Raw genomic sequence first — 24,157 nt, 5'->3', positions numbered from 1 at the left:
CGGGTGACTTCGACGCCACAACGCTCACAGATGATGCCCTTGAAGCGCACGCGCTTGTACTTACCGCAGTAGCATTCCCAGTCGCGGGACGGGCCGAAGATCTTCTCGCAGAAGAGGCCGTCCTTCTCGGGCTTGAGCGTGCGGTAGTTAATGGTTTCCGGCTTCTTAACCTCGCCGTAAGACCAGCCACGGATGTCATCCGCGGTGGCGAGGCCGATCTGCATGAGGCCGAAGGAGGATTCGCTGGACATATGGTCCCTGTTCTCTCTTGTTCTCTAAATTCTGAAGTCTTGGGTTGCGGGAGGAGGGAGGCGACATCCGGGGAAAGGCAGCGCGGCGGGGCCGCTTGCTTTTCCCCCGGACATCAACCTGCTAAACCTCTTCTACGGAACTGGGCTCTGCACGAGACAGATCGATGCCCAGTTCTTCCGCAGCCGTGAAGACTGCGTCATCAGAGTCACGCATTTCAATTGTGGTTCCGTCCGTGGAAAGTACTTCCACGTTCAGGCACAGCGACTGCATTTCCTTGATCAAGACCTTGAAGGACTCAGGAACGCCCGGTTCGGGGATGTTCTCGCCCTTGACGATGGGCCTTACCACCCAGCGGCTGCTGCGTGATCATGGAGTACGGGCCGGTGGAGCGCGCGTGGATCTTGTCGTCCACCAGGTGGTGGAGCTTCAGGATGTACATGTAGCCCACGGAGATCGGATCCGGGAACGGCTCGCCGGAGCGGCCGTCGAACAGGCGGGTCTTGCCTGAGGAGTTGATCAGGCGGTCGCCGTCGCGGGTCACGTTGGTGGAGTCCAGCAGGCCCGTGATTTCCTCTTCACGTGCGCCATCGAACACCGGCGTTGCAACAGTGGTCTGGCCACTCTCGCGCGGCAGGTTCGGCAGCTGTTTGATCCACTCGGGCTCGCCTTCGATCTTCCAACCGGTCTTGGCAACCCAGCCGAGGTGCGTTTCGAGCACCTGGCCGACGTTCATACGGCCCGGAACACCCAGCGGGTTCAGGACAATATCAACGGGGGTACCGTCGGCAAGGAAGGGCATGTCCTCGATCGGGAGGATCTTGGAGATAACACCCTTGTTGCCGTGACGGCCGGCGAGCTTGTCACCGTCGGTGATCTTGCGCTTGGCAGCCACGTAAACGCGGACCAGCTGGTTCACGCCCGGGGGCAGTTCGTCGTCGTTGTCGCGGTCGAAGACGCGGACACCGATGACGGTGCCGGACTCGCCGTGCGGAACCTTCAGGGACGTGTCACGCACTTCGCGGGACTTCTCACCGAAGATGGCGCGCAGCAGGCGCTCTTCCGGGGTCAGTTCGGTTTCACCCTTCGGGGTGACCTTTCCGACCAGGATGTCGCCGGCTTCAACTTCAGCACCGATGTGGATGATGCCGCGCTCGTCCAGGCCTGCCAGGACTTCCTCGGACACGTTGGGGATGTCACGGGTGATTTCCTCGGCACCAAGCTTGGTGTCGCGGGCATCGATCTCGTGCTCCTCGATGTGGATGGAGGAAAGAACGTCCTCGGCAACAATGCGCTGCGAGAGGATGATGGCGTCCTCGAAGTTGTGGCCTTCCCATGACATGAATGCCACGAGCAGGTTCTTACCGAGGGCGAGCTCGCCCTGGTCCGTTGCCGGGCCGTCGGCGATGATGCCGCCGACTTCGAGGCGCTGGCCTTCGTTAACCAGGACGCGGTTGTTGTAGCAGTTGCCCTGGTTGGAACGCGCGAACTTGTTGATGCGGTAGTTGGTTTCCGTACCGTCGTCGTTGAGCATGATGACCAGCTCAGCGGAGACCTCGGTAACCACACCTGCCTTCTTCGCGATGGTGACATCACCGGCGTCGACGGCGGCTGCACGCTCCATGCCGGTGCCCACGAACGGGGCCTCGGAACGGACCAGCGGCACGGCCTGGCGCTGCATGTTGGCACCCATGAGTGCGCGGTTAGCATCGTCATGCTCGAGGAACGGGATCAGGGCCGTGGCCACGGACACCATCTGGCGCGGGGAAACGTCCATGAACTCGACGTCGGCGGCGGGAACCAGCACGGGCTCGCCTCCACCACCACGGGCGCGGACCAGGACGGTCTCTTCGGCGAAGCGCTTGTTCTCGTCCAGCGGAGCGTTGGCCTGTGCGATCAGGACCTCTGCTTCGTCGTCGGCCGTGAGGTACTGGACGTCATCGGCGACAACGCCTTCGGAAACGAGACGGTAAGGAGTCTCGATAAAACCGAACGGGTTGATGCGGCCGTAGGAAGCCAGCGAACCGATCAGACCAATGTTCGGGCCTTCAGGGGTTTCGATGGGGCACATACGTCCGTAGTGGGACGGGTGAACGTCTCGAACTTCCATGCCTGCACGGTCACGGGACAGACCACCCGGGCCGAGCGCGGACAGACGGCGCTTGTGGGTCAGACCCGAGAGCGGGTTGTTCTGGTCCATGAACTGCGACAGCTGGGACGTTCCGAAGAACTCCTTGATGGCTGCGACAACGGGGCGGATGTTGATCAGGGTCTGCGGCGTGATGGCCTCGACGTCCTGGGTGGTCATACGCTCGCGGACAACGCGCTCCATACGGGACAGGCCGGTGCGGACCTGGTTCTCGATGAGCTCGCCGACAGCGCGGATGCGGCGGTTGCCGAAGTGGTCGATGTCATCGATCTCGACGCGCAGCTCGTGGTCCTGGCCGTCGCGCTTGCCCGTAAGGGTCTTCTCGCCGGCGTGCAGGGCAACCAGGAACTTGATCATGGCCACGATGTCTTCAACGTGCAGGACCGAAGCTTCCTTGTCACCGAGGGAGCGGTCGATGCCAAGCTTGCGGTTGATCTTGTAACGGCCAACCTTGGCCAGATCATAGCGCTTGGAGTTGAAGTACAGGTTGTCCAGCAGGGACTGGGCAGCCTCGACTGTGGGCGGCTCGCCCGGTCGCAGCTTCCGGTAGATGTCCAGCAACGCGTCTTCGCGGGTTTCGGTGGCGTCCTTCTCCAGCGTTGCACGCATGGAGTCGTACTGACCGAACTCTTCGAGGATCTGGCCTTCGGTCCAGCCGAGGGCCTTCAGCAGAACGGTGACCGACTGCTTGCGCTTGCGGTCGAGGCGGACGCCGACCTGATCGCGCTTGTCGATCTCGAGTTCAAACCATGCACCGCGGGACGGGATGATCTTGGCAGTGAAGATGTCCTTGTCACTGGTCTTGTCAGCGGTGCGCTCAAAGTAGGCGCCCGGTGAACGGACCAGCTGGGAGACGACCACACGCTCGGTGCCGTTGACGACGAAGGTGCCCTTCTCGGTCATCAGCGGGAAGTCGCCCATGAACACGGTCTGCTGCTTGATTTCGCCCGTGTTGTTGTTCATGAACTCGGCCTTGACGTACAGCGGAGCCGAGTAAGTTGCGTCCCGGTCCTTGCACTCGGCCATGGTGTACTTGGGATCAGCGAACTCCGGATCGGAGAAGCTCAGGGACATGGTGCCCTGGAAGTCCTCGATCGGGGAGATCTCTTCGAAGATGTCSGMMAGTCCGGASGWGGTGGCGACGCTGAGGTCGTTTTCTTCGACGGCCTTCGCTACGCGTGCCTGCCAGCGTTCGTTTCCGACCAGCCAGTCGAAGCTGTCCGTCTGCAGGGCAAGGAGATTCGGAACGTCAAGCGGTTCGTGAATCTTTGCGAATGAGAGCCGGCGAGTGGCACCATCAGTGCTGTCGGCGGTGTTAGCGGTTTGGTTATTAGAGGTGCTCGAGGCGACCAAGAGGGATCCTTCCACAGACCTTCAGGCGTTTTCAGATCTCCCCCGCTGTGCACCCTGCGAAATGACTCCGCAGTGCTACCATCCGGTTCCGCTATATGACCCGGGGCCGGGGCTGACCATACAATGACGTTGTTGACGGCACGTTGATGGTCAGCTGCCAGGCAAAGCCCACCGCTATATGAAGGCTGAAGGTAAACAGGGAAGACGCAAATATCTACGATACGGCAAAACCCATTACGTGTCTACCCCACAACCGCACGTTTTGCAAGCACCGTTTTTTAGGTGCGTATCAGGCGTCAGAGCGTGAGCGTCACACCCTCAGCCGTGCACGCTCCAGCGTTCGCAAAGACCGCGTCGCGCACGGCGTCCTTGGTGACCTGGTCCGGCTGGCCGCCCTTTTCGACAACGGCAGAGTGGCTGATGGTCATTGCGCTCAGCGACGAAAACAGTCCTCTGAGGTTCCCCGTGTACGCGTCCTTGGCTTTCCAGGCCTTTGCGTAGATCTCTTCGTAGGCGTTGGACGTCGGCTCGCTGGCCCGGTACTCGGCGAAGAGCGAATTGAACAGCTCGCAGGCGTCCTTTACCTGGCCGGCTTGGGGAGCCGTCGTGCCGGTGGAGCGCGACGGCGACGCCTGGGAAGGTGCGGCGCTGGAGGTTTTCGGCGTGGTCGTCGAAGCGGCGCCCTCCGGAGCAGGAGTGGTGACGCTGCAGGCCGTGAGTCCGGTGAGGCAGGCGACGGCCGCCGCGGCGAGGATTTTCTTCAAGATTCTGCTCCCTGTTTTGCGCTGCGTTTTGCGCTGCCGTGAGGCTTGCGTTCGCCGTCCAGCCTACGCACCGTGGCGGGACGGCGCACATCACAGGGATGGGTAGTCCTCCCCTATCCCCCTGCGCGGATGCCCACGTTGCGGAATCCCGGAAGCCGCTTCTGCGTTTGGATTAACGTGTGAAGAGGCTCACGATAGCCTTGGCCTACACGTTACAGAGCGGAAGAGATCACAATGGGCAACACCATGAACAACACTGACGTTGTCATCCTGGCAGCAGCGCGGACCCCGCAGGGCCGCCTCAACGGGCAACTGGCGAGCTTTACCGCCGTCGAGCTCGGAGCGCACGCCATCAGGGCCGCGCTCACAGCGAGCGGCGTGGACGCAGGCAAGGTGGATGCGGTCATCATGGGCCAGGTGCTGCAGGCCGGTGCCGGGCAGAACCCGGCGCGGCAGAGTGCCATTGGTGCCGGCATCGGCTGGAACGTACCCAGCGTCACCATCAACAAGGTGTGCCTGTCCGGCCTGACCGCCGTGATCGACGCCGCCCGCATGATCCGCAGCGGTGACGCCACGGTGGTGGTTGCCGGCGGCCAGGAGTCCATGACCCGCGCACCCCACCTCCTCCCCGGTTCACGCCAGGGCTGGACCTACGGCGCCATCCAGGCTTTGGATGTTGCCGCCCACGACGGCCTCACGGACGCCTTCGACGGCCAGTCCATGGGCCTCTCCACCGAGACCAAGAACCTCACCCTCGGCATCGACCGGACTTCGCAGGACAACGTGGCGGCCCAATCGCACCAACGTGCCGCACTGGCTACTAAAGACGGAATTTTCGACGACGAGATTGCGCCCATCAGCGTCAAGCAGCGCAAGGGCGATCCCCTGGTGGTCGCCACCGACGAAGGGGTCCGGCCCAACACATCCGTCGAGACACTCGCCGGCCTCCGGGCCGCGTTCGTCACCGATGGGACCATCACCGCCGGCAACTCCTCTCCCCTGTCCGACGGCGCCGCCGCACTGGTGCTTTCATCACGACAGTTCGCCGAGGAAAACGGGCTGGAATACCTGGCTGTGGTGGGCAAGCCGGGCCAGGTCGCGGGCCCGGACAACTCCCTGCATTCCCAGCCGTCCAACGCGATCAAAAACGCATTGGGGCGGGCGGGGTGGACCACCAAGGACCTGGACTTCATCGAAATCAACGAAGCGTTTGGTTCGGTGGCGGTGCAGTCCTTGAAGGACCTGGACTATCCCTTGGAGAAGTGCAACATCCACGGCGGCGCCATCGCACTGGGCCACCCCATCGGGGCCTCCGGTGCAAGACTCGCCCTGCACGCGGCCCATGAACTCAAGCGGCGGAGCAGCGGCAAGGCGGCTGTCTCCCTGTGCGGCGGCGGCGGCCAGGGCGAGGCCCTCCTGCTGTACCGCGACTGATGGTGGGCCAGGTCGACAACGGAAGCGCCGCCGTCGGACGTCAGCGCTTCCTGGCTGACGCAGCCGCGCGCGGCCTCGACGTGCAGATTGTGGAGCGGCTTGCGGCGCGGAGCCTGGCGGAGGCGGCCGGGATCCTGGGCATCACCCCGGCTGACATCGTGAAGTCGCTGGTGGTCAAGCACAAGGACGGGACGTTCCTGTTTGCGCTGATTCCGGGCGACCGGCAGATCTCCTGGCCCAAACTGCGCGCCCTGGTGGGCGTGAACAAGCTGTCGCTGCCACCGGCCGACGTGGCCCTGGATGCCACGGGGTACGAGCGCGGCACCATCACCCCGCTCGGCAGCACCACGGCCTGGCCGGTGTACGCGGACGCTACGATCACGGGCCGGCGGATCTCCATGGGCGCCGGCGAGCACGGCTACAGCGCCTTTGTTGAAGCGGACGAGCTCACCTCGGCCCTTGGTGCCGTCGTCGCTGACATTTCAGATCCCAACCCCATGTAAGTAGCAGTAGATGTCGTTTTCAGCCCTCAAAACGACATCTACTGCTACCCAGTTGGGCTTAAATGCAGGAAAACCCCGCCCACCGAAGTGGACGGGGTTTTCCGTGAAGCAGCGTGAGTTACTTGAGGGTAACGGTAGCGCCGGCAGCCTCGAGCTGCTCCTTTGCCTTCTCGGCAGCTTCCTTGGTGACGCCTTCGAGAACAGCCTTCGGAGCGCTGTCAACAACGTCCTTAGCTTCCTTGAGACCGAGGGAAGTGATGGCGCGAACTTCCTTGATCACTGCGATCTTCTTTTCGCCAGCAGATTCGAGAACGACGTCGAATTCGGTCTTCTCTTCGGCTTCTTCAGCAGCGCCGCCACCGGCGGGGCCGGCAACAGCAACAGCAGCTGCGGTTACTTCGAAGGTCTCTTCGAAGAGCTTGACGAACTCGGAGAGCTCGATGATGGTCAGTTCCTTGAAAGCTTCAATGAGCTCTTCGTTGGTGAGCTTCGCCATGGTGTGGCGTCCTTCCTATAGGTGGTGCTTGGCGGCCTGGGCCGTTGCCTTCACACCGGAGTCTGGTGGGTAAAGAGAAACTAGTTCTCTTCGGCAGCGGGTGCGTCGGCGGGAGCCTCTGCAGCTGCTTCGGGGGCTTCTTCAGCTGCAGGAGCTTCGTCAGCGGCGGGAGCCTCGGCAGCTGCCGGTGCACCGTTCTCTTCTTCAAGCTTGAGGCGCAGTGCGTCAATGATGCGTGCAGCGGCGGCAGCAGGTGCCTTGAGGATGCCTGCAACCTTGGCGAGCTGCAGCTCGCGGGACTCGAGCGCTGCCAGGGCAGCAACTTCGCTGGCGTTCAGTGCCTTGCCCTCGAAGTAACCGGTCTTGATGACCAGCTGCTTGTTGGCCTTGGCAAAATCCGTCAGGCTCTTGGCAGCGGCAACTGCGTCACCCTTGATGAACGCGATTGCAGTGGGGCCGGAGAGCTGGTCGTTGAATGCTTCAACGCCGGCTTCCTTGGCTGCAATAGCGGTCAGGGTGTTCTTGACGACCGAGAACTTGGTGTCCTGGCCGAGAGAAACACGCAGCTGCTTGAGCTGTGCAACGGTGAGCCCGCGGTATTCGGTCAGGACAGCGGCGTTCGATTCCTTGAAATCGTTAGCGATCTCAGCTACTGCTGAAACCTTTGTAGGCGTTGCCATAACCCTCCTTCCGGGGATAGTGCCGGTATGCGACGGTCCCCGCTCAGATGAGCTAAAACTAAAAACGCCCCGCGCAGATGCACGGGGCTTGGCTCAACATGGCTGATGCCGTGGAGCGTTTGCTTCGTTCACCTGCGCCGGCCGCCCTATGTCAGGGTCCTTCGTCCAGAAACCCATTTGGCCTCCCGCGCACAACTGCAGAGTTGAGCTGCGTTCAGGAGAATGGATTTCCAACAACCGACGGTCTTTGGTAGTTCAAGCTTACGGGACGCCCCGCCGCTCTACCAAATCGGCCTCAGCTCTTGCTGGTACCCAGGAACGGCAGCTCCTTCTGCCAGATGCCTGTCACGCCAGCAGTAGTGAAACCGAGCTGCTGGTTGACCGTCAGCAGGTACCTGTTCTCCGGCGCGTTCCAGGTGTAAATGACGCGGGCGTCAGGGAACTGCTCGGTGAGCCGTTCCATGTTGGCTACCTTGATCAGCAGGCCCAGCTTGTTTCCGCGGTGCTCCTGCAGGACCAGCGTGTCGTCCTGGAACACCACGTCCGGCCGATGGGCCAGGACGCTGATCGTGGTAAGGCCCACGAGGGATCCGCTGGCGAGGTGCTCGACGGCCGTTACCACCGTGCGCCGCCCCTGCGCGATGGTGACCTCTTCCGCTTCCCGGAGGATTCCGCCGTCGAACACCATCCCCTGCTCAATGGGCGGCTCCAGGGAAGGGTCGACGTCGGCGCCCGCCTGGTTCTCGAGCGTGGCCACCGCTTCCAGCCACTCGTCCGGGCAGCGATCCGTCCAATGGTGGAGCCGGTAGCGGCCGTTGTTGGCTTCCTCTGCCTCGGCCTGCAGAACAGCTACGAGCTTGGTATCCAGCGGAAGCGCGCAGGAACTGAACTGTTCGATGTGCTGGAGGGTGTAACCGGTGCTGCGGGCAAACTCGACTTCCCGGCTTTCCAGCGGCACAAACCCTTGCCCCGAGCCCGGGACCAGTTGCGCCTTCTCAAACTCATGCAGTGACGCGCCCGGATGGTTGGTGTCCACCAGGATCAGCGTGCGGCCCTCGCTGCGGGCAAGGTGTTCGGCGGCCTGGAGGAGCTTGCGGCCCACACCCTGACGCTGGATTTCAGGCAGGATGTCCAGAGTGAATTCCGCCAGGTCGAGGTTGTCCGTCAGCGGCAGGGCGATGTCCACCGCCCCCACGATCTCGCCGTCCACCTTCGCCACGAGAATTACCTGGCGCTCGTACGGGTCGGCCAGCTCAAGCAGTTTTTCCAGCGGCGTATACGCGAGGTCATCGCTCCCCCACGTCTGCATTCTGACTTTGCGGCCCACCTCCACTGCCGCGAGGAAATCCGCTGCGTCAGGCGCGTCAAGGGTGTCCGGGATCCACAGCTGTTCGATCCGCACGTCTTTAGCCATAAAGGGCATCATCCCAGCCGTTTCTGCCATTCACCCTCATAACCAGCAGGCTTGAATCCAAGCGATGTATTGATCGCCAGCATATGCTGGTTTTCCACGGCGTTCCATGTAAGCACCGAACGCGCCGCGGGCCACCGTTCCTGGGCAGCCTGCAGGTTCTTAACCTTAGTCAGCAGCCCGAGTTTCTTCCCGCGATGTTCCGCGGTGACCAGGGTGTCCTGCTGGATGATGCTCGCAGGAACGCCAGCCCGCCAGGTCAGCACCGTGTAAGCCACGAGCCGGCCGGTGCCCTCATGCAGGGCTGCCGTGACCTGCGCCTGCACCCCGCCGCGGCCATTTGCCCGCTCTTCATGCCGAACCCTGGCCGGGTCCCAATCCTCGGCTTCCCAGTCCAGTCCGGCGGTGGGCACATCAAGGGTCATCCGGTTCCTGAGGATCGCGTACTCGGCCACGAGCCACTCCGGGCACTTGTCAGCCCAGGCCACCACGGCGTAGCCGCCGGCCCGCAGGAGCGCCGCGCTCTCCAGCTCCTGAAGCTGGTCGGCAGGGACGGGAAGCGCCAGGCGGCCGGCCCGCTCCACCTGTTCCAGTTTATAGCCGCAGGCGGCGGCAAAGGCCACGCTGGCATCATCTGCGGGAAGTCCCCCGGCCCCGGACTTGGCGGGAACAAGCCGCCCGGCGCGCTCCACCTTCTCGGCGGGCAACTCACAGTAGGCCTCCAGCGACGTCCGGGCACGCGCCGTCGCCACGGCTTCCGCGTGTTCCAACAGCCTGCGCCCCCAGCCCTGCCGCCGGTAGCCGGACGGCACCAGGACGTTGATGCCGGCTGTAGTCCAGTTTTCACGCAACGGCAGCGTCACCGAGCACGTGCCCAGGGTCCTCCCGCCCTGCCGCGCCATGAACAGGTGCCGCTCCTCGTAATCGCTCCCCCGCCAGTACTCCAGATCCTCCAGGAGCGTGGGGCACCGGTCCAGGTTGCCCCACTTCTCCAGTTCGTGCGCCTCGAGCAGCGCGTGGCACGCCTGGAACTCCGTGGCACTGTCCGGACTTCCGGGGAGGACGGAAGTGCCGGGGTCGGGCGTTGGCGGGATCTTTACCGGGGTGATAGCCAGCGCAGTCATCACCCAAGCCTAGCGATCCGGCCTGTTCAGTCGAGCGGCAGTTAAGCACAAAGACCGCCCGGCGAAATGCCGGGCGGTCTTTGGGTGTGCCGGACAGGTCCGGCGCGAGTCGCTGTTGAGGATTAGACCTCGGTCAGGACCTTCGTGACGTTCGGGTCAACGGAGATGCCGGGACCGAACGTGGTGGCCACGGTGGCCTTCTGGATGTAGCGGCCCTTGGAAGCGGACGGCTTCAGGCGAAGSACCTCTTCCAGWGCKGCTGCGTAGTTCTCGGCCAGCTTGAKKKCGTCGAAGGAAACCTTGCCGATGATGAAGTGCAGGTTCGAGTGCTTGTCGACGCGGAAGTCGATCTTGCCGCCCTTGATGTCGTTGACAGCCTTGGTGACGTCAGCGGTCACGGTGCCGGTCTTSGGGTTCGGCATAAGGTTACGCGGACCCAGGACCTTACCGAGGCGGCCAACCTTGCCCATGAGGTCAGGGGTGGCAACAGCGGCGTCGAAGTCGGTCCAGCCGGCTGCGATCTTTTCGATCAGGTCATCGGAACCAACAAAGTCGGCGCCGGCGGCGATTGCTGCCTCGGCCTTGTCGCCCGTTGCGAAAACGAGGACGCGGGAGACCTTGCCGGTGCCGTGGGGCAGGTTGACCGTGCCGCGGACCATCTGGTCAGCCTTGCGAGGGTCAACGCCCAGGCGGAAGGCAACCTCAACGGTGGCGTCGAACTTGGACGGGTTGGTGTCCTTGGCGAGCGTTACTGCCTCGAACGGCGCGTAGAACTTCTCCGCGTCGATTTTGGCGGCTGCTGCCTCATATGCTTTGCTGCGCTTTGCCATGCTGCTTATTTCTCCTTGTGCAGTTGTGGTCTGCGGACCGCGCTGGGCCCTGCCACAGTCGGTGCACGGGCTCGCTATACGTGCCCGGTTCCCAACATTTCAGTTTCGGTGGTGCCGGTTGCCCGGCGGTGCCACCCGTCGTCGTGATCGGTTTCCCGAACCCAACATTCAGGCAGCGAAGGGGATTAGCCCTCTACGGTGATACCCATGGAGCGGGCGGTGCCGGCGATGATCTTCGCTGCGCCTTCGAGGCTCGTGGCGTTGAGGTCTTCCATCTTGGTGGAGGCGATCTCGTTGACCTGGGCCTGGGTCAGCTTTGCAACCTTGACGGTGTGCGGGGTGGGTGAACCCTTGGCAACGCCTGCAGCCTTCTTGATGAGCTCTGCAGCCGGCGGGGTCTTGGTGATGAACGTGAAGGAACGGTCTTCGTAGACCGTGATTTCCACGGGGATAACGTTTCCGCGCTGGGCTTCTGTTGCAGCGTTGTACGCCTTGCAGAATTCCATGATGTTGACACCGTGCTGGCCAAGCGCAGGACCGATCGGCGGGGCCGGGTTAGCGGCGCCTGCCTGGATCTGCAGCTTGATGAGGCCGGTGACCTTCTTCTTGGGAGCCAATGTAAGGTCCTTCTCTCAATATCTTCCTGGGACACAGGAGCGTGCCTCAGGTTGTTGGCCGCCATGGCGAGGCGGCCGGCCGTTCCGGGGCTGCTAAGCGGGCAGTCCGGAACGAATTCTGTGCGGGTTGCTAGATCTTGCTGACCTGGTTGAACGCCAGGGTGACAGGAGTCTCACGTTCGAAGATCGACACGAGGACCACAAGAGTCTGGGATTCAACCTTGATCTCGGAGATCGTGGCGGGGAGGGTCTCGAACGGACCTTCCTTGACGATGACGGACTCGCCAACCTCGAAGTCCACGTCAACCGGGGTCTGCGACTGCTTGTTGACCGGCTTGCCCTTTTCGGCCTGCTCTTCTTCGAAGACCGGCGCGAGCATGGAGAAGACTTCGTCCAGGCGCAGCGGCACCGGGTTGTGGGCGTTGCCCACGAAGCCGGTAACACCGGGAGTGTGGCGGACGGCGCCCCAGGAGGCATCCGTCAGGTCCATGCGGACGAGTACGTAGCCGGGAATGCGGACGCGGTTGATGACCTTGCGCTGGGCATTCTTGATCTCCACGACTTCTTCCATGGGAACCTGGATTTCGAAGATGTAATCTTCCATGTCCAGGGTCTGGATGCGGGTCTCAAGGTTGGCCTTGACGCGGTTTTCGTARCCKGCGTAGGAGTGGATGACGTACCAGTCACCCTCCTGGCGGCGMAGCTTGGCTTTGAATTCGTCGGCGGGGTCGACCTCGGCCTTTGCGGCGGCGGCTGCCAGGGCGTCGGCGTCAGCGCCTTCAGCAACGTCGCCTTCTGTATCGGCATCCTCGTCGGAGGCATCCTCTGCAACGTCAGAATCGGCGTCGGAATCCTCCGCCGCTGCAGCGTCAGACTCGGCGTCGGCAGATTCGGGCGCAGCGGACTCGACCTCGGACTCTTCACCGGCTTCGACCGTGGGGGCCGCCGTGTTGTCCGTGGACTCTTCCAGCTCAGTCTCGGTTACCTCGAGCTCCTGCTCAGACACTTGGTCTCCTGCTTCCTCATTGCCTAACATGCCTATTTAAATGGCTCAATTCCGCACACCCATAGCTTCTTACCGGTTACCCGGTCAGTGCCACGCGGCCTGCGGACGGTGCGCCTTAGCGGTCCGTGGGAGCGATCCCGCCAAAGACCCAGCTGACCGCGGTTCCAAAACCGAGATCCAAAATGCTGACGATCACCATCATGATGGCCACGAACACCAGCACCACGAGCGTGTAATTGATCAGTTCCTTGCGGGTTGGTGCAACAACCTTCTTCAGTTCGCCGATGACCTGGCGGACGAAGAGTGCAATACGAGCGAAGAAGTTTGCCTTGGCGGCCTTCTTAGCTGGGCGGCCCTTGGAGCTGCTGGCAGCTGTTTCGGTCACCTGGTCCTCGCTCATCTTTGCAATGTTGGATTACCCGGTCCAGATCAGAACCATGGTTACTGCGCGTGCTCCGGCATTCCGCCGGAACAGCTTGCGCAGGGCAGACAGGACTCGAACCTGCAACCTGCGGTTTTGGAGACCGCTGCGCTACCAATTGCGCCACTACCCTATGTGAGGAAAACGAACCCTGCCGCGATTGCCAGCTTTCACTGGGGCGCACGCCATCATCCGTGTTTCAACACCGGAGAACAAGTCTACGCAACAACTTCGTCTACGTCGAACCAGCCTCGTTCCGGACCTCCGTGCCGCCCTCGTGGGTGCTCCTGGCCTGCAGTCACATCCACGCCGGCAATCCGAACGATCCGGTGAACAGCATAGAGTAGATCTCGTCGAATTCCACCATTCAGCCTTCGGGCTGCAAGCGAAGAACGGACCCGCCATGTCTTCCGCCCGCGTTTCCCAGCGCATATCCGCCATTGCCGAATCCGCAACCCTGGCCGTTGACGCCAAGGCCAAGGCGCTCAAGGCAGCCGGCCGGCCGGTCATTGGCTTCGGTGCGGGCGAACCGGACTTCCCCACCCCGGACTACATCGTGAAGGCCTCCATCGAGGCAGCCGGCCAGCCCAGGTACCACCGCTACTCCCCCGCCAGTGGCCTGCCGGAGCTGAAGAAGGCCATCGCGGAGAAGACCTTGCGTGATTCCGGCTACACCGTTGACCCGTCCCAGGTGCTGGTGACCAATGGCGGCAAGCAGGCCGTCTACAACACTTTCGCCACGCTGGTGGATCCGGGCGACGAAGTGATTGTGCCCACGCCGTTCTGGACCACGTACCCGGAGGCCATCCGGCTCGCCGGCGGCGTTCCCGTGGAGGTTTTCGCCGGCCCGGAGCAGGACTACCTGGTCACGGTGGAGCAGCTCGAGGCAGCACTCACGGAGAAATCCAAAATCCTGCTCTTTGTCTCACCGTCCAATCCCACCGGCGCCGTGTATTCTCCCGAACAGGTCGCCGAAATCGGCAAATGGGCCGCGTCCAAGGGCCTGTGGGTGGTCACCGACGAGATCTACGAGCACCTGACCTACGACGGCGTCCCGTTCACTTCCATCGCCACCGCAGCCCCGGAACTGGGCGACAAAGTGGTCGTCCTCAACGGTGTGGCCAAGACCTACGCGATGACCGGCTGGCGTGTCGGCTGGATGATCGGCCCGGCCGACGTCATCAAGGCCGCCACCAACCTGCAGTCCCACTCAACCTCCAACGTCTCCAACATTATGCAGATCGCCGCCCTCGCCGCCGTCTCCGGACCGCTGACCGCGGTCGACGAGATGAAGGTGGCCTTTGACCGCCGCCGCAAGGCGACTGTCGCCGGACTGAACGCCATCGACGGGGTGGAATGCCCGACGCCGAAGGGCGCGTTCTATGTGTACCCGGACGTCCGCGCGCTGCTTGGGAAGGAATTCCCGACGGCGGCAGGCACGGCGACGCCGTCGACCTCCGCCGAACTGGCTGCGTTGATCCTGGACGAGGTCGAAGTTGCTGTGGTGCCGGGTGAGGCCTTTGGCCCCTCCGGCTTCCTGCGGCTCTCCTACGCCCTCGGCGACGAGGACCTGGCCACCGGCGTCGCCCGGCTCCAGGACTTCCTCGGCAAGGCCAAGTAGGCCCCCGCCAACCACCCGATGCTCTATCACTTTTGGTCCCTATTTACGGCTTTTGGGGACCATAAGTGATAGAGCATCCTAGGTTAATGTGGGTTAGAGGAGGCGGCGCTCCGCAGCCCACTTGGTCAGCTCGTGGCGGCTTGAAAGCTGGAGCTTGCGCAGCACCGCGGACACGTGGGTTTCCACCGTCTTGATGCTGATGAACAGCTCCTTGGCGACTTCCTTGTAGCTGTAGCCACGGGCGATCAGGCGCATCACTTCCAGTTCGCGGGCGGAGAGCTTGTCGAGTTCGTCGTCGGCGATGTCGGCTGGCGCGGTGCCGAACGCATCCAGCACAAAGCCGGCCAGCCGGGGTGAGAACACGGCGTCCCCGCCCGCCACGCGGTAGACGGCGTCCGTGATTTCTGCGCCGGAAATGGTTTTGGTGACATAGCCGCGGGCGCCCGCTCGGATGACCGCCACCACGTCTTCGGCTGCATCAGAGACGCTGAGGGCCAGGAACTTGGTGGTCCCCAGGAGCGCTGCGGAGCCGGCGATGACTTCTCGTCCCCCGCCGCCCAGGCCGCCTGGCAGGTGTACATCCAGCAGCACCACCTCGGGCCGTTCCCGGGCGATCACTGCAATGGCCTGCTCCACGGTGGCGGCCTCACCCACCACCTGGATGCTGGCGTCGAGGTCGGCTTTGAGGCCGGACCGGAAAATAGCGTGGTCGTCCACAATTACGACGCGGACGGACTGTGCCAAGCGGCCGGGTGCGGCGCCCTGTGCGTTGTTCATAATCTTCCTTCTGCGTTATCCGGATGGCGCGCCGGCAGGCCCAAACGCACCTCGGTGCCGTCCGGGGTGCTGGTGATGGCGGCTGTCCCGCCGTGGCGCTTCATGCGTCCGATGATGGATTCCCGGACGCCCAGGCGGTCCTCGGGAACGTCGTTCAAGTCAAAGCCGGGGCCCCGGTCCTTCACGAAGACTTCGGCGCGGCCATCAGTGACCTCCAGGTACACGGAGACGGTGCCGCCGCCGTGCCGGGAGGCATTCAGCATCGCCTCGCGGCTGGCCTGGACCAGGGCTTCGTGGGCTTCGGTCATGGGGGTATCCCCCACACTGACCACCTCCACGGCGTTGCCCAGGAAGTCCTCCACTTCGGCGGCGGTGGCCTTGATCCGGTCCGAAAGCTGGCCGGCTTCCTTGCCCGGATCCTGGAACAGCCAGCCCCGCAGTTCACGCTCCTGCGCCCGGGCCAGGCGGACCACGTCGTGTTCACTCCCGGCGCGCCGCTGGATCAGGGCCAGGGTCTGCAGCACGGAATCGTGCAGGTGCGCCGCGATCTCGGCCCGCTCGGTTTCGCGGATCCTGCCAGAGCGCTCCGCTTCCAGGTCCCGCCAAAATTTCAGTGCCCACGGCAGCAGCACCAGCACCACCCCGCCCAGGACCGCCACCGATGCCAGCAGCGCCAGCCAGGTCTGCTCCCAGGATCCCGAGCCGGACACCATCACCAGCACACCTGCCACCACCAGCGCCAGGCCGGCGGCGAGGCGCCCCCAGCCGCCAGCCTGGTCTGCCTTGGTTTTGTCCACCAACCCGGCACGGCGGTTTTCGTCGAGCTGCATCCAGGCGATGGCTGCACCGCCCAGCACGGCGGCGGCGGGTATGAGGGTCCCCAGCGGCACATCCACCCCCATGAGTTGCGCAATCATGATGCCCGCCACCAGCAGTAGGCCGGCTCCCAGCAGGATCTCCTTGCCGTAGCGCACTCCACGCCCGCTGAACCACGGCGGATTGGGGGCAGCGCCGTCGACGGCGACGTACGGGACACCAGCGGGCGGGACAGCAGCGGCCGGGACAGGTAGTGGCGGCACAGCAGCACCGGCAGCGCCCGCATTGGAGGGCACGCCTGGCGCGGAAGCACCGGCGTCGGGCATTCCCCACAGAGGAACCGACGGCCCATGGCCGGTAAAGCGCGACGCCGTTGCGGGCGCGGACGTGAGGCTCACGGCCGGAGCAATGGGCGACGCCGGACGCCGGGCGTTGCGCCGGGCGCTTTCGTCTGCGGTGGGGACCATGATCCACAGCCACGCGTAGAATGCCAACCCCGCACCGCCGGCGAGTGTCGCGAGCGCCATGCCGATCCTGACGCTTCGCACCGGCCAGCCCAGATGAGCCGCGAGGCCGGCGCACACGCCCGCGATGACGCGGTCGGTGCTGCGGACCAGCGGGGGGCGGGTAAATGCGGTGGTCATGAGTCAATCCAAGCACGGATCAGGGTCCCCCGGACCCGCTTCCGGCCGGAACCGGGGGTGACTCAGGGACGAGTCAGGGTGTTCCCCAGTAGAGCCCGGCCGCCGCTGACGGCAGGATCGAAGTATGAACTCGCAGACCCCTACCCCCGACGACGGCCAGCCCACCGAACCCGTTCCACCAGGCGGTCAGGACCAGCCCACTGAACCCTTACCGCCCCGCGGTCAGGACCAGCCCACCGAACCCCTCCTGCCGCCGCCCCCGGCCGCAGGCCAGCACACCCGCCCGCAGGCGGCCGGCCAGCCAACTGACTTCTTCCCTTGGATCCGGAGCCACGGCATCTTCCGTGGACGCGACCGGTGGATCGGCGGCGTCGCCAGCGGCATCGCACACCGGATGGGCATCGACCCCCTGATCGTCCGGGGCATCTTCATCGTCCTGACCCTCTTCGCCGGAATCGGCGTCCTGCTCTACGGCTTGGCATGGGCCTTCCTGCCCGAGCCCGACGGGCGCATCCACGTCCAGGAAGCCGGCGCCGGCCGGTGGTCAAGCGGCATGACAGGCGCGCTGATCACCACAGTCCTCGGGTTCACCGGCCTCGGCGGCGGATTCTGGGGCTGGAGCCACAACGGCTTCGGCGGATTCCTCTGGACCGTCTTCTGGGTGGGCGGCGCCATCTACCTCATCTATTACCTGACCCAACGGAACAAGGCCCGGAACGGAGCTCCCATGAACGCCACACCCCGGCCCGCCGGCCCGGGCGGCAATGCCGCCTTCGCGGCCCCCTATGCCACGCAGAACCCCACGGCCCCGTATGCCTCGCCCTACGCCGGAACTGATGCCGGCTCCGCCGTAACTCCCCCCTACACGCCGTCCGCAGGGGCCGTGCCGCCCTCCGCCGGTGCGTTCCCCGGCGGCGACAACTATGGCGCCGGCAACTACGGTGGCGGGAGCTACGGTGGCGGGGGCTACTCCGGTAACAATTACGACGGCGGCGGTAACTACGGTGGCGGCTACCAGGCGCAAGGCCCTGCCCGGGCACCACACCCCCGCCCCTCTGGCCCCGGCGCCCCCGCCGTGGCAGTCACCGCCGGCGTAGCGCTCCTGGTGGGCGGCGGACTGAAGGCCCTCGACGCCTTCAACGTGATCAATCTCGGCCAATCCGCCAACGCCGTCGTCTGGGCGAGCGGCGCAGCCGTGGTGGGCCTGGGCATCCTGGTTGCCGGCCTCCGCGGAAAGACGGCGGGCATCCTCAGCCTCTTCGCCGTGGTTGCCCTCGTCATCGGTGGCATATTCAACGTGGTGGGCAACGGTGACAGGGTCCGATTCACTGATGTGAACTGGACGCCTGTAAGCATTGACCAGGCCCGGGACGGCTACAACGTCACCGCGGGCCGGGGCACTCTTGACCTCACCAACCTGAAAGTTACCGCCCCGCTGACGTCCGACGTCGTGGTTCCCCTTGACATCACAGCCAGCAACGTCACCGTGGTCATCCCGGCGGATGTCCCCGTGACGGTGCGGGCCGATATGACCATGGGCAACATCCACGAAGGCGCCGACAGCCGCAGCGGCATCACCACCCGCGAAAGCAAGTACAACACGGACAAACGCGGGGCGAGCCTGATCGTGCAGATCGACGGCACCTTCAGCAACGTCACCATTCAGGAAGGAAACTGACATGAGCAGCTTTGATCCGGCACCGGATTCATACAAGTCGGGAAGCACGACGCCGGCAACGCCGTCCGGAGCCGACGCACCGCCGCAGCCATCGGCCCGCGTCGGCACCATAGTCTGGAGCCTCATTGTCCTGGCACTGGCAGCACTCATCATCGTCGCCCAGTTGGGATTCGTGACGCTGAACGGCACCTATGTGCTGATCGGGCTCATGATCGGGGCGGGCGCCGCCCTCGTCATCGGCGGCCTGCTCTCGGCCCGGAAACGTGACAACGAAACCACAACAGGGAAGTCTTGAACCATGGATAAGTTCTTCAGCATCGTCAGGGGCTTCGGCCTGAAACGCGGTCCGGAAAGCTGGCTGGGAGGCGTGTGCGGCGGCATCGCAGCGAAGCTCAACGTGGATGTGGCCTTCGTGCGGATCGCTTTCCTAGTCTTCTGCCTCCTGCCGGGTCCCGCTGTCGTGTTCTACATCGCGGCGTGGCTGGTCCTTCCCGACCAGCGCAACTCCATTCCCCTGCAGAACTTCCTGGACCGCCGTTCCATCAGCTGATCCTGGCACCAAGCAGACAATGCCCCGCAGCACGGGCCCCCGATCCGGAGAACCCCTCCGGATCGGGCGTCTTTTGTTGTATCGCCCAGAGGGTGCCCTATGTCACGGGTTTGTGTCGTAACGCACACGGCCGACTACAATCTAGGTGAGCTCAGCGTGGCGCTCTGCCCCTAACCCCCTTCACATCAGGATTTGAGCAGAGACATGAAAATTGGAATTCTCACCAGCGGTGGGGACTGCCCGGGACTGAACGCCGTGATCCGCGGGGCGGTCCTCAAAGGTATCGCCATCCACGGCCACGAATTCGTAGGCTTCCTGGACGGCTGGCGCGGTGTGGTGGAAGGCGACATCATCGAGATCCCCCGCACCTTGGTCCGGGGTATCGCCAAGCAGGGCGGCACCATCCTGGGCACCTCCCGCACCAACCCCTTCGAAAACGGCGGCGGCCCTGAAGTCATCAAGGCCCATATGGACCGTCTCGGGATTGACGCGATCATCGCGATCGGCGGCGAAGGGACCCTGGCAGCCGCCAAGCGCCTCACGGACGCCGGCCTCAAGATCGTGGGCGTGCCCAAGACCGTGGACAACGATCTCGACGCCACGGACTACACCTTCGGCTTTGACACCGCCGTCCAGATTGCCACCGAGGCTATAGACCGCCTCCGGACCACGGGCGAGTCCCACCACCGGTGCATGATCGCCGAGGTCATGGGCCGCCACGTGGGCTGGATCGCCCTGCACGCCGGCATGGCGGCCGGCGCCCACGCCATCCTGATCCCGGAGCAGAAGGTCAGCATCGAGCAGATCACCGAATGGGTCCAGGAAGCCCACGACCGCGGCCGCGCGCCGCTGGTAGTGGTTGCTGAAGGATTCGTGCCGGACCACATGGAAACCCCGCACTCCGAGCGCGGCCTGGACACCTTCGGACGCCCCCGCCTGGGCGGCATTGCCGACCAGTTGGCGCCCGAGATCGAAGCGCGGACCGGCATCGAAACCCGCGCCACCATCCTGGGCCACATCCAGCGCGGCGGGGTGCCGTCAGCGTTCGACCGCGTCCTGGCCACCCGCCTGGGTATGGCGGCCATCGACTCGGTGGTGGAAGGTTACTGGGGCACCATGGTGGCGCTCAAGGGCACCGACATCGAGCACGTCGGCTTCGAGAAGGCCCTGGGCCAGCTCAAGACTGTGCCGCAGAACCGCTACGACGAAGCCGCCGTCCTGTTCGGCTGAGCCGCGCACTCCCCCTAGGCTGGGGATATGACTCTTGACCCCGGTACCGCCGCCATCATCCAGCTCGCGTGGGCCCGGCACCTGGGGCTCGACGACGACGCTTTCGGTTCGTCCCTGGCTTCCGGTGAGCGGGTGGTCAGGGCCGACGAAGCGGCCAAGACAGTGGAGTTCGTCAGGCTTTTTGGCAGCTCCGCCCTGGTGGGTCCGCAGTGGCTGATCGACGCCGCGGCCGGCATCCCGGATGACGAGATGGCCCAGCACGTGACCCTCCTGACCCTGACGCGGTCCCACGGAGGCCACGGCCTGGGTGCTGCCGCGCTGTTCTTCGCCGACGACCTGCCGCTGCGCCAGCCATCCGAGGAGCTGACCGTGTCCCACGGCAACCCCGAGGCCATAGAGCTGGAAGGGCTTTGCCCGCCGGATGACGTCAACGAAGTGGGCCTGTCCGAGCTCGACAACCGGTACACCATCGTGCATGAGGTGGACGGCCGGCAGGTGCCCGTGGCGTGCGGTGCGTACGCAGAATGGGAGGGCCTGCTGGGCCACCTCGGAGTCCTAGTCGACCCAGAGTGGCGGCGCCGGGGACTCGGTTCGCTGGCAGCCTCGATCGCGGCCCATGAAGCACTCGCCGCGGGCCTGACTGTCCAGTGGCGGGCCGAGGTGAGCAACACCGGGGCGGTTGCCCTGGCGCGGCAACTGGGCCTCACCGCGGGCGGCATCCAGACCAGCGTGCAGCTGGGCTGAGGCTCCGGCTATGCGGGCCGGGCAGCACCTTCCGAGGCTTCCCCGGCCGCCGCAGGCGCAGGTCCTGCACCCCAACCAGCAACGGCCTTTGGCTTGGCGAAGAACAGGGCCACGGCCGCCCCAAGCAGGATCACTGCAGCCGGCAGCATGATGGACTGGCCCATCGCCGTCGAGAATCCTTCATGCAAGGCCTCAGGCAGGGTTCCCCCGAACGACATGGGACTCGCGCCCCCGGGCGCACGCGGCAACTCGGCCGCAAGCCTCGCCTGAATCAGCACGGCAATGGCGGCACTGCCCAGCACCGCACCGATCTGTCGGGTGGTGTTGTAGACGCCGGACCCGGCGCCGGCCTGGCGCGGCGGGAGGTTGCGGGTTGCAGTGGTACTCAGCGGAGCCCAGATCCCGGCGTTGGCGAACCCCAGCACGGCGCTCGGCAGGAGGAACAGCCAGATGGGCGTATCCGGATGCATCAGTGCCGAGTTCCAGAAGAGCGCCACGGACATCAGGACCAGGCCTGCGGCGGTGATGTACTTCGGATTGACGCGGTCAATGATCTTGCCCACCACCGGGGCAAGACCGCCGGAAATCACGGCCATGGGAACCATCATCAGCGCGGACTGGGTGGGTGTCAGGCCGCGGACCACCTGGTAATAGAAAATCAGGGGCAGGCTAAAGGCTGTGACCGTGAAACCCACGGTGGTGATGCCGATATTCGCGAGCGAGAAATTGCGGTCGCTGAAGAGTGCCAGGGGCAGTAGCGGCTCACCTTTGTTGAACCGCTGCCAAAGTACGAAGACCACCAGGACGGCAATGCCGGCAATGATGAGTCCCCACACCGTGATGGGCCCGGTGATGGTCCCCCAGTTGTAGGTCTCGCCTTCCTGGATGCCGAAAACCAGCAGAAAGAGGCCGGCGGCGCTGAGCAGCACGCCCGGGATGTCGAATTTGTGCGGGTGGGTGCTGAGTGAGGGAACGAACCGCCACGCAAGGATGAAGCCGACGACGCCCACCGGGATGTTGATGAAGAAGATCCACTCCCAGCCCAGGCCGTCCACCAGGACGCCGCCGAGGATGGGGCCAACCAGCGTTGCCACGCCGGCGGTGGCGCCCCAGATGCCCATGGCTGCGCCGCGGCGGTCCGGCGGAAAGATCCGGGTGATAACTGCCATGGTTTGCGGCGTCATCACGGCCGCACCCAGACCCTGCAGAACGCGGGCCATGATGAGGGTACTGATGTCACCCGACAGTCCACACCAAAGCGATGCGAGGGTGAAGACCACCAAACCTGAAAGGTAAAGCCTCTTTGGCCCGAAGCGGTCGCCCAGCCTGCCCGTGATGAGCAACGGGACGGCGTACGCCAGAAGGTATGCACTGGTCACCCAGATGACGGAATTGATGTCCGCATTGAGGCCTTCCATGATCCTGGGATTGGCCACGGAGACGATGGTGGTGTCGATCAGGATCATGAAGAACCCGATCACGAGGGACCAGAGGGCGGGCCACGGCCTTGCTACATTTTCCAAAGGTCAGCTTTCCAGGAGGTTGAGGATTTCGGTGCGGGCGAACATCTGCGCCGCCGCGCGCGCTGAGGGGGTGCCGGAGTCCGGATCAGCACCGGCCTCCAGCAGGACTTTGGCGACGTCCGTGTACCCCTTGAAGGCAGCGCCGGCCAGCGGCGTCTGGCCGCGGTCGTTTGCCTTGTCGGCCTCGGCCCCGTGCTGGAGGATCAGCTGCACCGTCCCGGCGTGGCCATGGTAGGCGGCGAGCATCAGGAGGGAGTCCCCGGCGGCGTTGGTCATGGAAGCCGGGGCGCCGGCGTCCAGGTACGCCCGCAGGAGCCCGGTGTCCCCCTCCCGGGCGGCCTGGAAGAGCTTCTCTGCCAAGGCGAGGGTTTCCTCGTCAGGCGCTTGAGCGCCGGCTGTCGTGGAGCCCGGCGGCGTTGAGCCCGGTGCGGAGTATTCGGTCATCAGCGGGTCCCCCTGAGGAATCCTGTCTGGCGCCCGACGACCTGGCCGGCATCGGGGGCAACGATCACTTCCTGGGCGGCGGTGTAGTGTTCCTCGCCGTCCAGCACGGTCAGAATTTCATCCGGCGCCACGGAACGCTTGATGACCGCCAAGGCAATCGGACCCATCTCGTAGTGCTGCGCCACGGAGGTCACTGTGCCCACCTTCCGCTCGCCGAGCAGGACCTGGCTGCCCGGTGCAGGCATGGTGTGCTGGGACCCATCCAGCTGCAGGAAGACAAGCCGGCGCGGCGGGTGTCCCAGGTTATGCACCCGCGCGATGGTCTCCTGGCCCTTGTAGCAGCCCTTGGCCAGGTGCACCGCGGTGCGGAGGAGGTCCAGTTCGTGCGGAATGGTTTTGTCGTCGGTTTCAGCGCCCAGCCGGGGTCGCCAAGCGGCGATGCGAAGGGCTTCGGCGGCCAGCATCCCGGCCAGCGGGCGGTCGGCCACCGTCTGCTCCAGCTCGGCGGCGGGCACCAGGTACTCGATCCACGGACGTTCGAGGCCTGGGTGTCCTTCTTCGGGAACCACCGAATACGAGTAACCCCCGGCACCCACGTGCGGCCACGGGTCGCGCCAGGCGAGCAGGCCGGCCCACTCGGCTACCTCCTTGGCGGACCCGAGCACCGCCCAGTCGCCGGAGACGTCGCTGATTTCCACCCGGAGCATGAACTTCATCTTGTTCAGCCACTCAGCCAGCGGCGCAGCCTCGGCGGCCTCGACGATCAGCCAGGTGGTGCCGCCGTCGTCCACTACCCGGGCGTCGAACTCGATTCGGCCCTGGACGCTCAGCAGGAGCAGTTCGCTGGATTCCCGCGGCTGCAGGCCGGTGACCTGTTGCGAGGACAGGGTGTTCAGCCACGTCAGCCGGTCCGGACCGCTAACGGTCACCACACCACGATGGGAAAGGTCGACGACGGCGGTTCCGGCTGCGAGCGCGCGCTGCTCGCGCAACGGCTCACCGTAGTGGGCTGCGACGCCGGCGTCCGCGCCGGCAGCCTCGACGGCGCCAGGGCGCGACAGGAGTGGGCTGGGGGTAGTCATACTGGCGCAAC

Annotated in this window: 23 protein-coding genes, 1 tRNA gene and 1 pseudogene; 8 read left to right on the top strand and 17 right to left on the bottom strand. The window is 64.6% G+C overall.

The annotated features are described in order from the left end of the window. The 3 genes and pseudogenes from AC1DIM_RS11070 to AC1DIM_RS11060 all read right to left on the bottom strand — a co-directional run. Nucleotides 1-251, bottom strand: a 251-nt coding sequence (locus tag AC1DIM_RS11070) for a hypothetical protein (protein WP_477710527.1), incomplete at its 3' end; no start/stop codon positions are given. Between the two features lie 121 nt (nucleotides 252-372). Further along, a pseudogene (gene rpoB, locus AC1DIM_RS11065) lies at nucleotides 373-3,751 on the bottom strand (DNA-directed RNA polymerase subunit beta). A 296-nt stretch (nucleotides 3,752-4,047) separates the two neighbouring features. Continuing rightward, nucleotides 4,048-4,515 (bottom strand): hypothetical protein, encoded by a 468-nt coding sequence (locus AC1DIM_RS11060; protein ID WP_477710526.1) that lies wholly within the window; start codon nucleotides 4,513-4,515, stop codon nucleotides 4,048-4,050. Between the two features lie 234 nt (nucleotides 4,516-4,749). Here AC1DIM_RS11060 and AC1DIM_RS11055 point away from each other — a divergent pair, with 234 nt between their 5' ends. Both AC1DIM_RS11055 and AC1DIM_RS11050 read left to right on the top strand, forming a co-directional pair. Next, nucleotides 4,750-5,949, top strand: coding sequence for an acetyl-CoA C-acetyltransferase (locus AC1DIM_RS11055; RefSeq protein WP_477710525.1), 1,200 nt, complete (start codon nucleotides 4,750-4,752; stop codon nucleotides 5,947-5,949). Further along, entirely contained in the window at nucleotides 5,949-6,452 is a 504-nt protein-coding gene (locus AC1DIM_RS11050; protein ID WP_477710524.1) for an aminoacyl-tRNA deacylase, read from the top strand. The genes AC1DIM_RS11055 and AC1DIM_RS11050 overlap by 1 nt, the downstream gene beginning before the upstream one ends. A 118-nt stretch (nucleotides 6,453-6,570) precedes the next feature. On the opposite strand, the gene rplL is transcribed toward AC1DIM_RS11050, so the two are convergent. From rplL to AC1DIM_RS11005, 9 genes are all read right to left on the bottom strand, one after another. Then, the gene (gene rplL / locus AC1DIM_RS11045; RefSeq protein WP_164205871.1) at nucleotides 6,571-6,948 is read right to left on the bottom strand and encodes a 50S ribosomal protein L7/L12; all 378 of its coding nucleotides are present in this window, start codon (nucleotides 6,946-6,948) and stop codon (nucleotides 6,571-6,573) included. 80 nt (nucleotides 6,949-7,028) lie between these two features. Continuing rightward, nucleotides 7,029-7,628 carry a 50S ribosomal protein L10 gene (gene rplJ, locus AC1DIM_RS11040; protein ID WP_477710523.1) on the bottom strand — a complete coding sequence of 200 codons (600 nt, stop codon included), beginning with the start codon at nucleotides 7,626-7,628 and terminating at the stop codon, nucleotides 7,029-7,031. A gap of 295 nt (nucleotides 7,629-7,923) precedes the next feature. Beyond that, nucleotides 7,924-9,042 carry a GNAT family N-acetyltransferase gene (locus AC1DIM_RS11035; protein WP_477710530.1) on the bottom strand — a complete coding sequence of 373 codons (1,119 nt, stop codon included), beginning with the start codon at nucleotides 9,040-9,042 and terminating at the stop codon, nucleotides 7,924-7,926. Between the two features lie 8 nt (nucleotides 9,043-9,050). Beyond that, nucleotides 9,051-10,163, bottom strand: coding sequence for a GNAT family N-acetyltransferase (locus tag AC1DIM_RS11030; RefSeq protein ID WP_477710522.1), 1,113 nt, complete (start codon nucleotides 10,161-10,163; stop codon nucleotides 9,051-9,053). Nucleotides 10,164-10,285: 122 nt separating this feature from the next. Continuing rightward, on the bottom strand, nucleotides 10,286-10,993 hold the full coding sequence (gene rplA / locus AC1DIM_RS11025; protein ID WP_477710521.1) for a 50S ribosomal protein L1: 708 nt from the start codon (nucleotides 10,991-10,993) through the stop codon (nucleotides 10,286-10,288). Nucleotides 10,994-11,178: 185 nt separating this feature from the next. Then, nucleotides 11,179-11,610: a 50S ribosomal protein L11 gene (gene rplK / locus AC1DIM_RS11020; protein ID WP_190987336.1), complete on the bottom strand. Its 432-nt coding sequence runs from the start codon at nucleotides 11,608-11,610 to the stop codon at nucleotides 11,179-11,181. Nucleotides 11,611-11,740: 130 nt separating this feature from the next. Beyond that, nucleotides 11,741-12,616 carry a transcription termination/antitermination protein NusG gene (gene nusG / locus AC1DIM_RS11015; protein WP_477710520.1) on the bottom strand — a complete coding sequence of 292 codons (876 nt, stop codon included), beginning with the start codon at nucleotides 12,614-12,616 and terminating at the stop codon, nucleotides 11,741-11,743. 115 nt (nucleotides 12,617-12,731) lie between these two features. After that, nucleotides 12,732-13,016 (bottom strand): preprotein translocase subunit SecE, encoded by a 285-nt coding sequence (gene secE, locus AC1DIM_RS11010; RefSeq protein WP_477710519.1) that lies wholly within the window; start codon nucleotides 13,014-13,016, stop codon nucleotides 12,732-12,734. Nucleotides 13,017-13,097: 81 nt separating this feature from the next. After that, a tRNA-Trp gene (locus tag AC1DIM_RS11005) sits at nucleotides 13,098-13,170 on the bottom strand. A 270-nt stretch (nucleotides 13,171-13,440) separates the two neighbouring features. Between AC1DIM_RS11005 and AC1DIM_RS11000 the strand changes: the two genes are divergently transcribed. Next, the gene (locus AC1DIM_RS11000) at nucleotides 13,441-14,658 is read left to right on the top strand and encodes a pyridoxal phosphate-dependent aminotransferase (protein WP_477710518.1); all 1,218 of its coding nucleotides are present in this window, start codon (nucleotides 13,441-13,443) and stop codon (nucleotides 14,656-14,658) included. Between the two features lie 93 nt (nucleotides 14,659-14,751). Here AC1DIM_RS11000 and AC1DIM_RS10995 read toward each other — a convergent pair whose 3' ends face one another. Both AC1DIM_RS10995 and AC1DIM_RS10990 read right to left on the bottom strand, forming a co-directional pair. After that, complete coding sequence (locus AC1DIM_RS10995; RefSeq protein ID WP_477710517.1) at nucleotides 14,752-15,435, bottom strand: LuxR C-terminal-related transcriptional regulator; 684 nt, start codon at nucleotides 15,433-15,435, stop codon at nucleotides 14,752-14,754. Then, nucleotides 15,432-16,895, bottom strand: a complete 1,464-nt coding sequence (locus AC1DIM_RS10990; protein WP_477710516.1) for an ATP-binding protein — start codon at nucleotides 16,893-16,895, stop codon at nucleotides 15,432-15,434. Before AC1DIM_RS10990 ends, AC1DIM_RS10995 begins: the two co-directional genes overlap by 4 nt. A gap of 124 nt (nucleotides 16,896-17,019) precedes the next feature. Here AC1DIM_RS10990 and AC1DIM_RS10985 point away from each other — a divergent pair, with 124 nt between their 5' ends. The 5 genes from AC1DIM_RS10985 to AC1DIM_RS10965 all read left to right on the top strand — a co-directional run bounded on the left by AC1DIM_RS10985 (nucleotide 17,020) and on the right by AC1DIM_RS10965 (nucleotide 21,097). Next, nucleotides 17,020-18,573, top strand: coding sequence for a PspC domain-containing protein (locus tag AC1DIM_RS10985; RefSeq protein ID WP_477710515.1), 1,554 nt, complete (start codon nucleotides 17,020-17,022; stop codon nucleotides 18,571-18,573). A gap of 1 nt (nucleotide 18,574) precedes the next feature. Further along, complete coding sequence (locus tag AC1DIM_RS10980; protein WP_477710514.1) at nucleotides 18,575-18,868, top strand: hypothetical protein; 294 nt, start codon at nucleotides 18,575-18,577, stop codon at nucleotides 18,866-18,868. A gap of 3 nt (nucleotides 18,869-18,871) precedes the next feature. Beyond that, nucleotides 18,872-19,123 (top strand): PspC domain-containing protein, encoded by a 252-nt coding sequence (locus tag AC1DIM_RS10975; protein ID WP_477710513.1) that lies wholly within the window; start codon nucleotides 18,872-18,874, stop codon nucleotides 19,121-19,123. 204 nt (nucleotides 19,124-19,327) lie between these two features. Next, a complete protein-coding gene (locus AC1DIM_RS10970) occupies nucleotides 19,328-20,353 on the top strand; it encodes an ATP-dependent 6-phosphofructokinase (protein ID WP_477710512.1) in 1,026 nt (341 codons plus the stop codon). A 27-nt stretch (nucleotides 20,354-20,380) separates the two neighbouring features. Further along, the gene (locus AC1DIM_RS10965) at nucleotides 20,381-21,097 is read left to right on the top strand and encodes a GNAT family N-acetyltransferase (protein WP_477710511.1); all 717 of its coding nucleotides are present in this window, start codon (nucleotides 20,381-20,383) and stop codon (nucleotides 21,095-21,097) included. A gap of 8 nt (nucleotides 21,098-21,105) precedes the next feature. On the opposite strand, the gene AC1DIM_RS10960 is transcribed toward AC1DIM_RS10965, so the two are convergent. Genes AC1DIM_RS10960 through ygfZ form a run of 3 tightly spaced genes read right to left on the bottom strand, consistent with a single transcriptional unit; the run spans nucleotide 21,106 to nucleotide 24,146 of the window. Then, on the bottom strand, nucleotides 21,106-22,620 hold the full coding sequence (locus tag AC1DIM_RS10960; protein ID WP_477710510.1) for a DHA2 family efflux MFS transporter permease subunit: 1,515 nt from the start codon (nucleotides 22,618-22,620) through the stop codon (nucleotides 21,106-21,108). Nucleotides 22,621-22,623: 3 nt separating this feature from the next. Then, nucleotides 22,624-23,064, bottom strand: coding sequence for an ankyrin repeat domain-containing protein (locus tag AC1DIM_RS10955; RefSeq protein ID WP_477710509.1), 441 nt, complete (start codon nucleotides 23,062-23,064; stop codon nucleotides 22,624-22,626). Beyond that, complete coding sequence (gene ygfZ / locus AC1DIM_RS10950; RefSeq protein WP_477710508.1) at nucleotides 23,064-24,146, bottom strand: CAF17-like 4Fe-4S cluster assembly/insertion protein YgfZ; 1,083 nt, start codon at nucleotides 24,144-24,146, stop codon at nucleotides 23,064-23,066. The genes AC1DIM_RS10955 and ygfZ overlap by 1 nt, the downstream gene beginning before the upstream one ends. Between the last annotated feature and the right edge of the window lie 11 nt (nucleotides 24,147-24,157).

It is taken from the genome of Pseudarthrobacter sp. 01T43 (assembly GCF_056398665.1).
This window is presented reverse-complemented; position numbering and strand designations above follow the sequence as displayed.

Coding starts and splice junctions, on each gene's coding strand:
- ygfZ (WP_477710508.1), bottom strand. CDS start 24,146: ATGACTACCCCCAGCCCACTCCTGTCGCGCCCTGGCGCCGTCGAGGCT.
- AC1DIM_RS11035 (WP_477710530.1), bottom strand. CDS start 9,042: ATGGCTAAAGACGTGCGGATCGAACAGCTGTGGATCCCGGACACCCTT.
- secE (WP_477710519.1), bottom strand. CDS start 13,016: ATGAGCGAGGACCAGGTGACCGAAACAGCTGCCAGCAGCTCCAAGGGC.
- AC1DIM_RS10955 (WP_477710509.1), bottom strand. CDS start 23,064: ATGACCGAATACTCCGCACCGGGCTCAACGCCGCCGGGCTCCACGACA.
- AC1DIM_RS10995 (WP_477710517.1), bottom strand. CDS start 15,435: ATGAACAACGCACAGGGCGCCGCACCCGGCCGCTTGGCACAGTCCGTC.
- AC1DIM_RS10985 (WP_477710515.1), top strand. CDS start 17,020: ATGAACTCGCAGACCCCTACCCCCGACGACGGCCAGCCCACCGAACCC.
- AC1DIM_RS10975 (WP_477710513.1), top strand. CDS start 18,872: ATGGATAAGTTCTTCAGCATCGTCAGGGGCTTCGGCCTGAAACGCGGT.
- rplL (WP_164205871.1), bottom strand. CDS start 6,948: ATGGCGAAGCTCACCAACGAAGAGCTCATTGAAGCTTTCAAGGAACTG.
- AC1DIM_RS10990 (WP_477710516.1), bottom strand. CDS start 16,895: ATGACCACCGCATTTACCCGCCCCCCGCTGGTCCGCAGCACCGACCGC.
- AC1DIM_RS11050 (WP_477710524.1), top strand. CDS start 5,949: ATGGTGGGCCAGGTCGACAACGGAAGCGCCGCCGTCGGACGTCAGCGC.
- AC1DIM_RS11030 (WP_477710522.1), bottom strand. CDS start 10,163: ATGACTGCGCTGGCTATCACCCCGGTAAAGATCCCGCCAACGCCCGAC.
- AC1DIM_RS11000 (WP_477710518.1), top strand. CDS start 13,441: ATGTCTTCCGCCCGCGTTTCCCAGCGCATATCCGCCATTGCCGAATCC.
- AC1DIM_RS10980 (WP_477710514.1), top strand. CDS start 18,575: ATGAGCAGCTTTGATCCGGCACCGGATTCATACAAGTCGGGAAGCACG.
- rplJ (WP_477710523.1), bottom strand. CDS start 7,628: ATGGCAACGCCTACAAAGGTTTCAGCAGTAGCTGAGATCGCTAACGAT.
- AC1DIM_RS10965 (WP_477710511.1), top strand. CDS start 20,381: ATGACTCTTGACCCCGGTACCGCCGCCATCATCCAGCTCGCGTGGGCC.
- AC1DIM_RS10970 (WP_477710512.1), top strand. CDS start 19,328: ATGAAAATTGGAATTCTCACCAGCGGTGGGGACTGCCCGGGACTGAAC.
- AC1DIM_RS11055 (WP_477710525.1), top strand. CDS start 4,750: ATGGGCAACACCATGAACAACACTGACGTTGTCATCCTGGCAGCAGCG.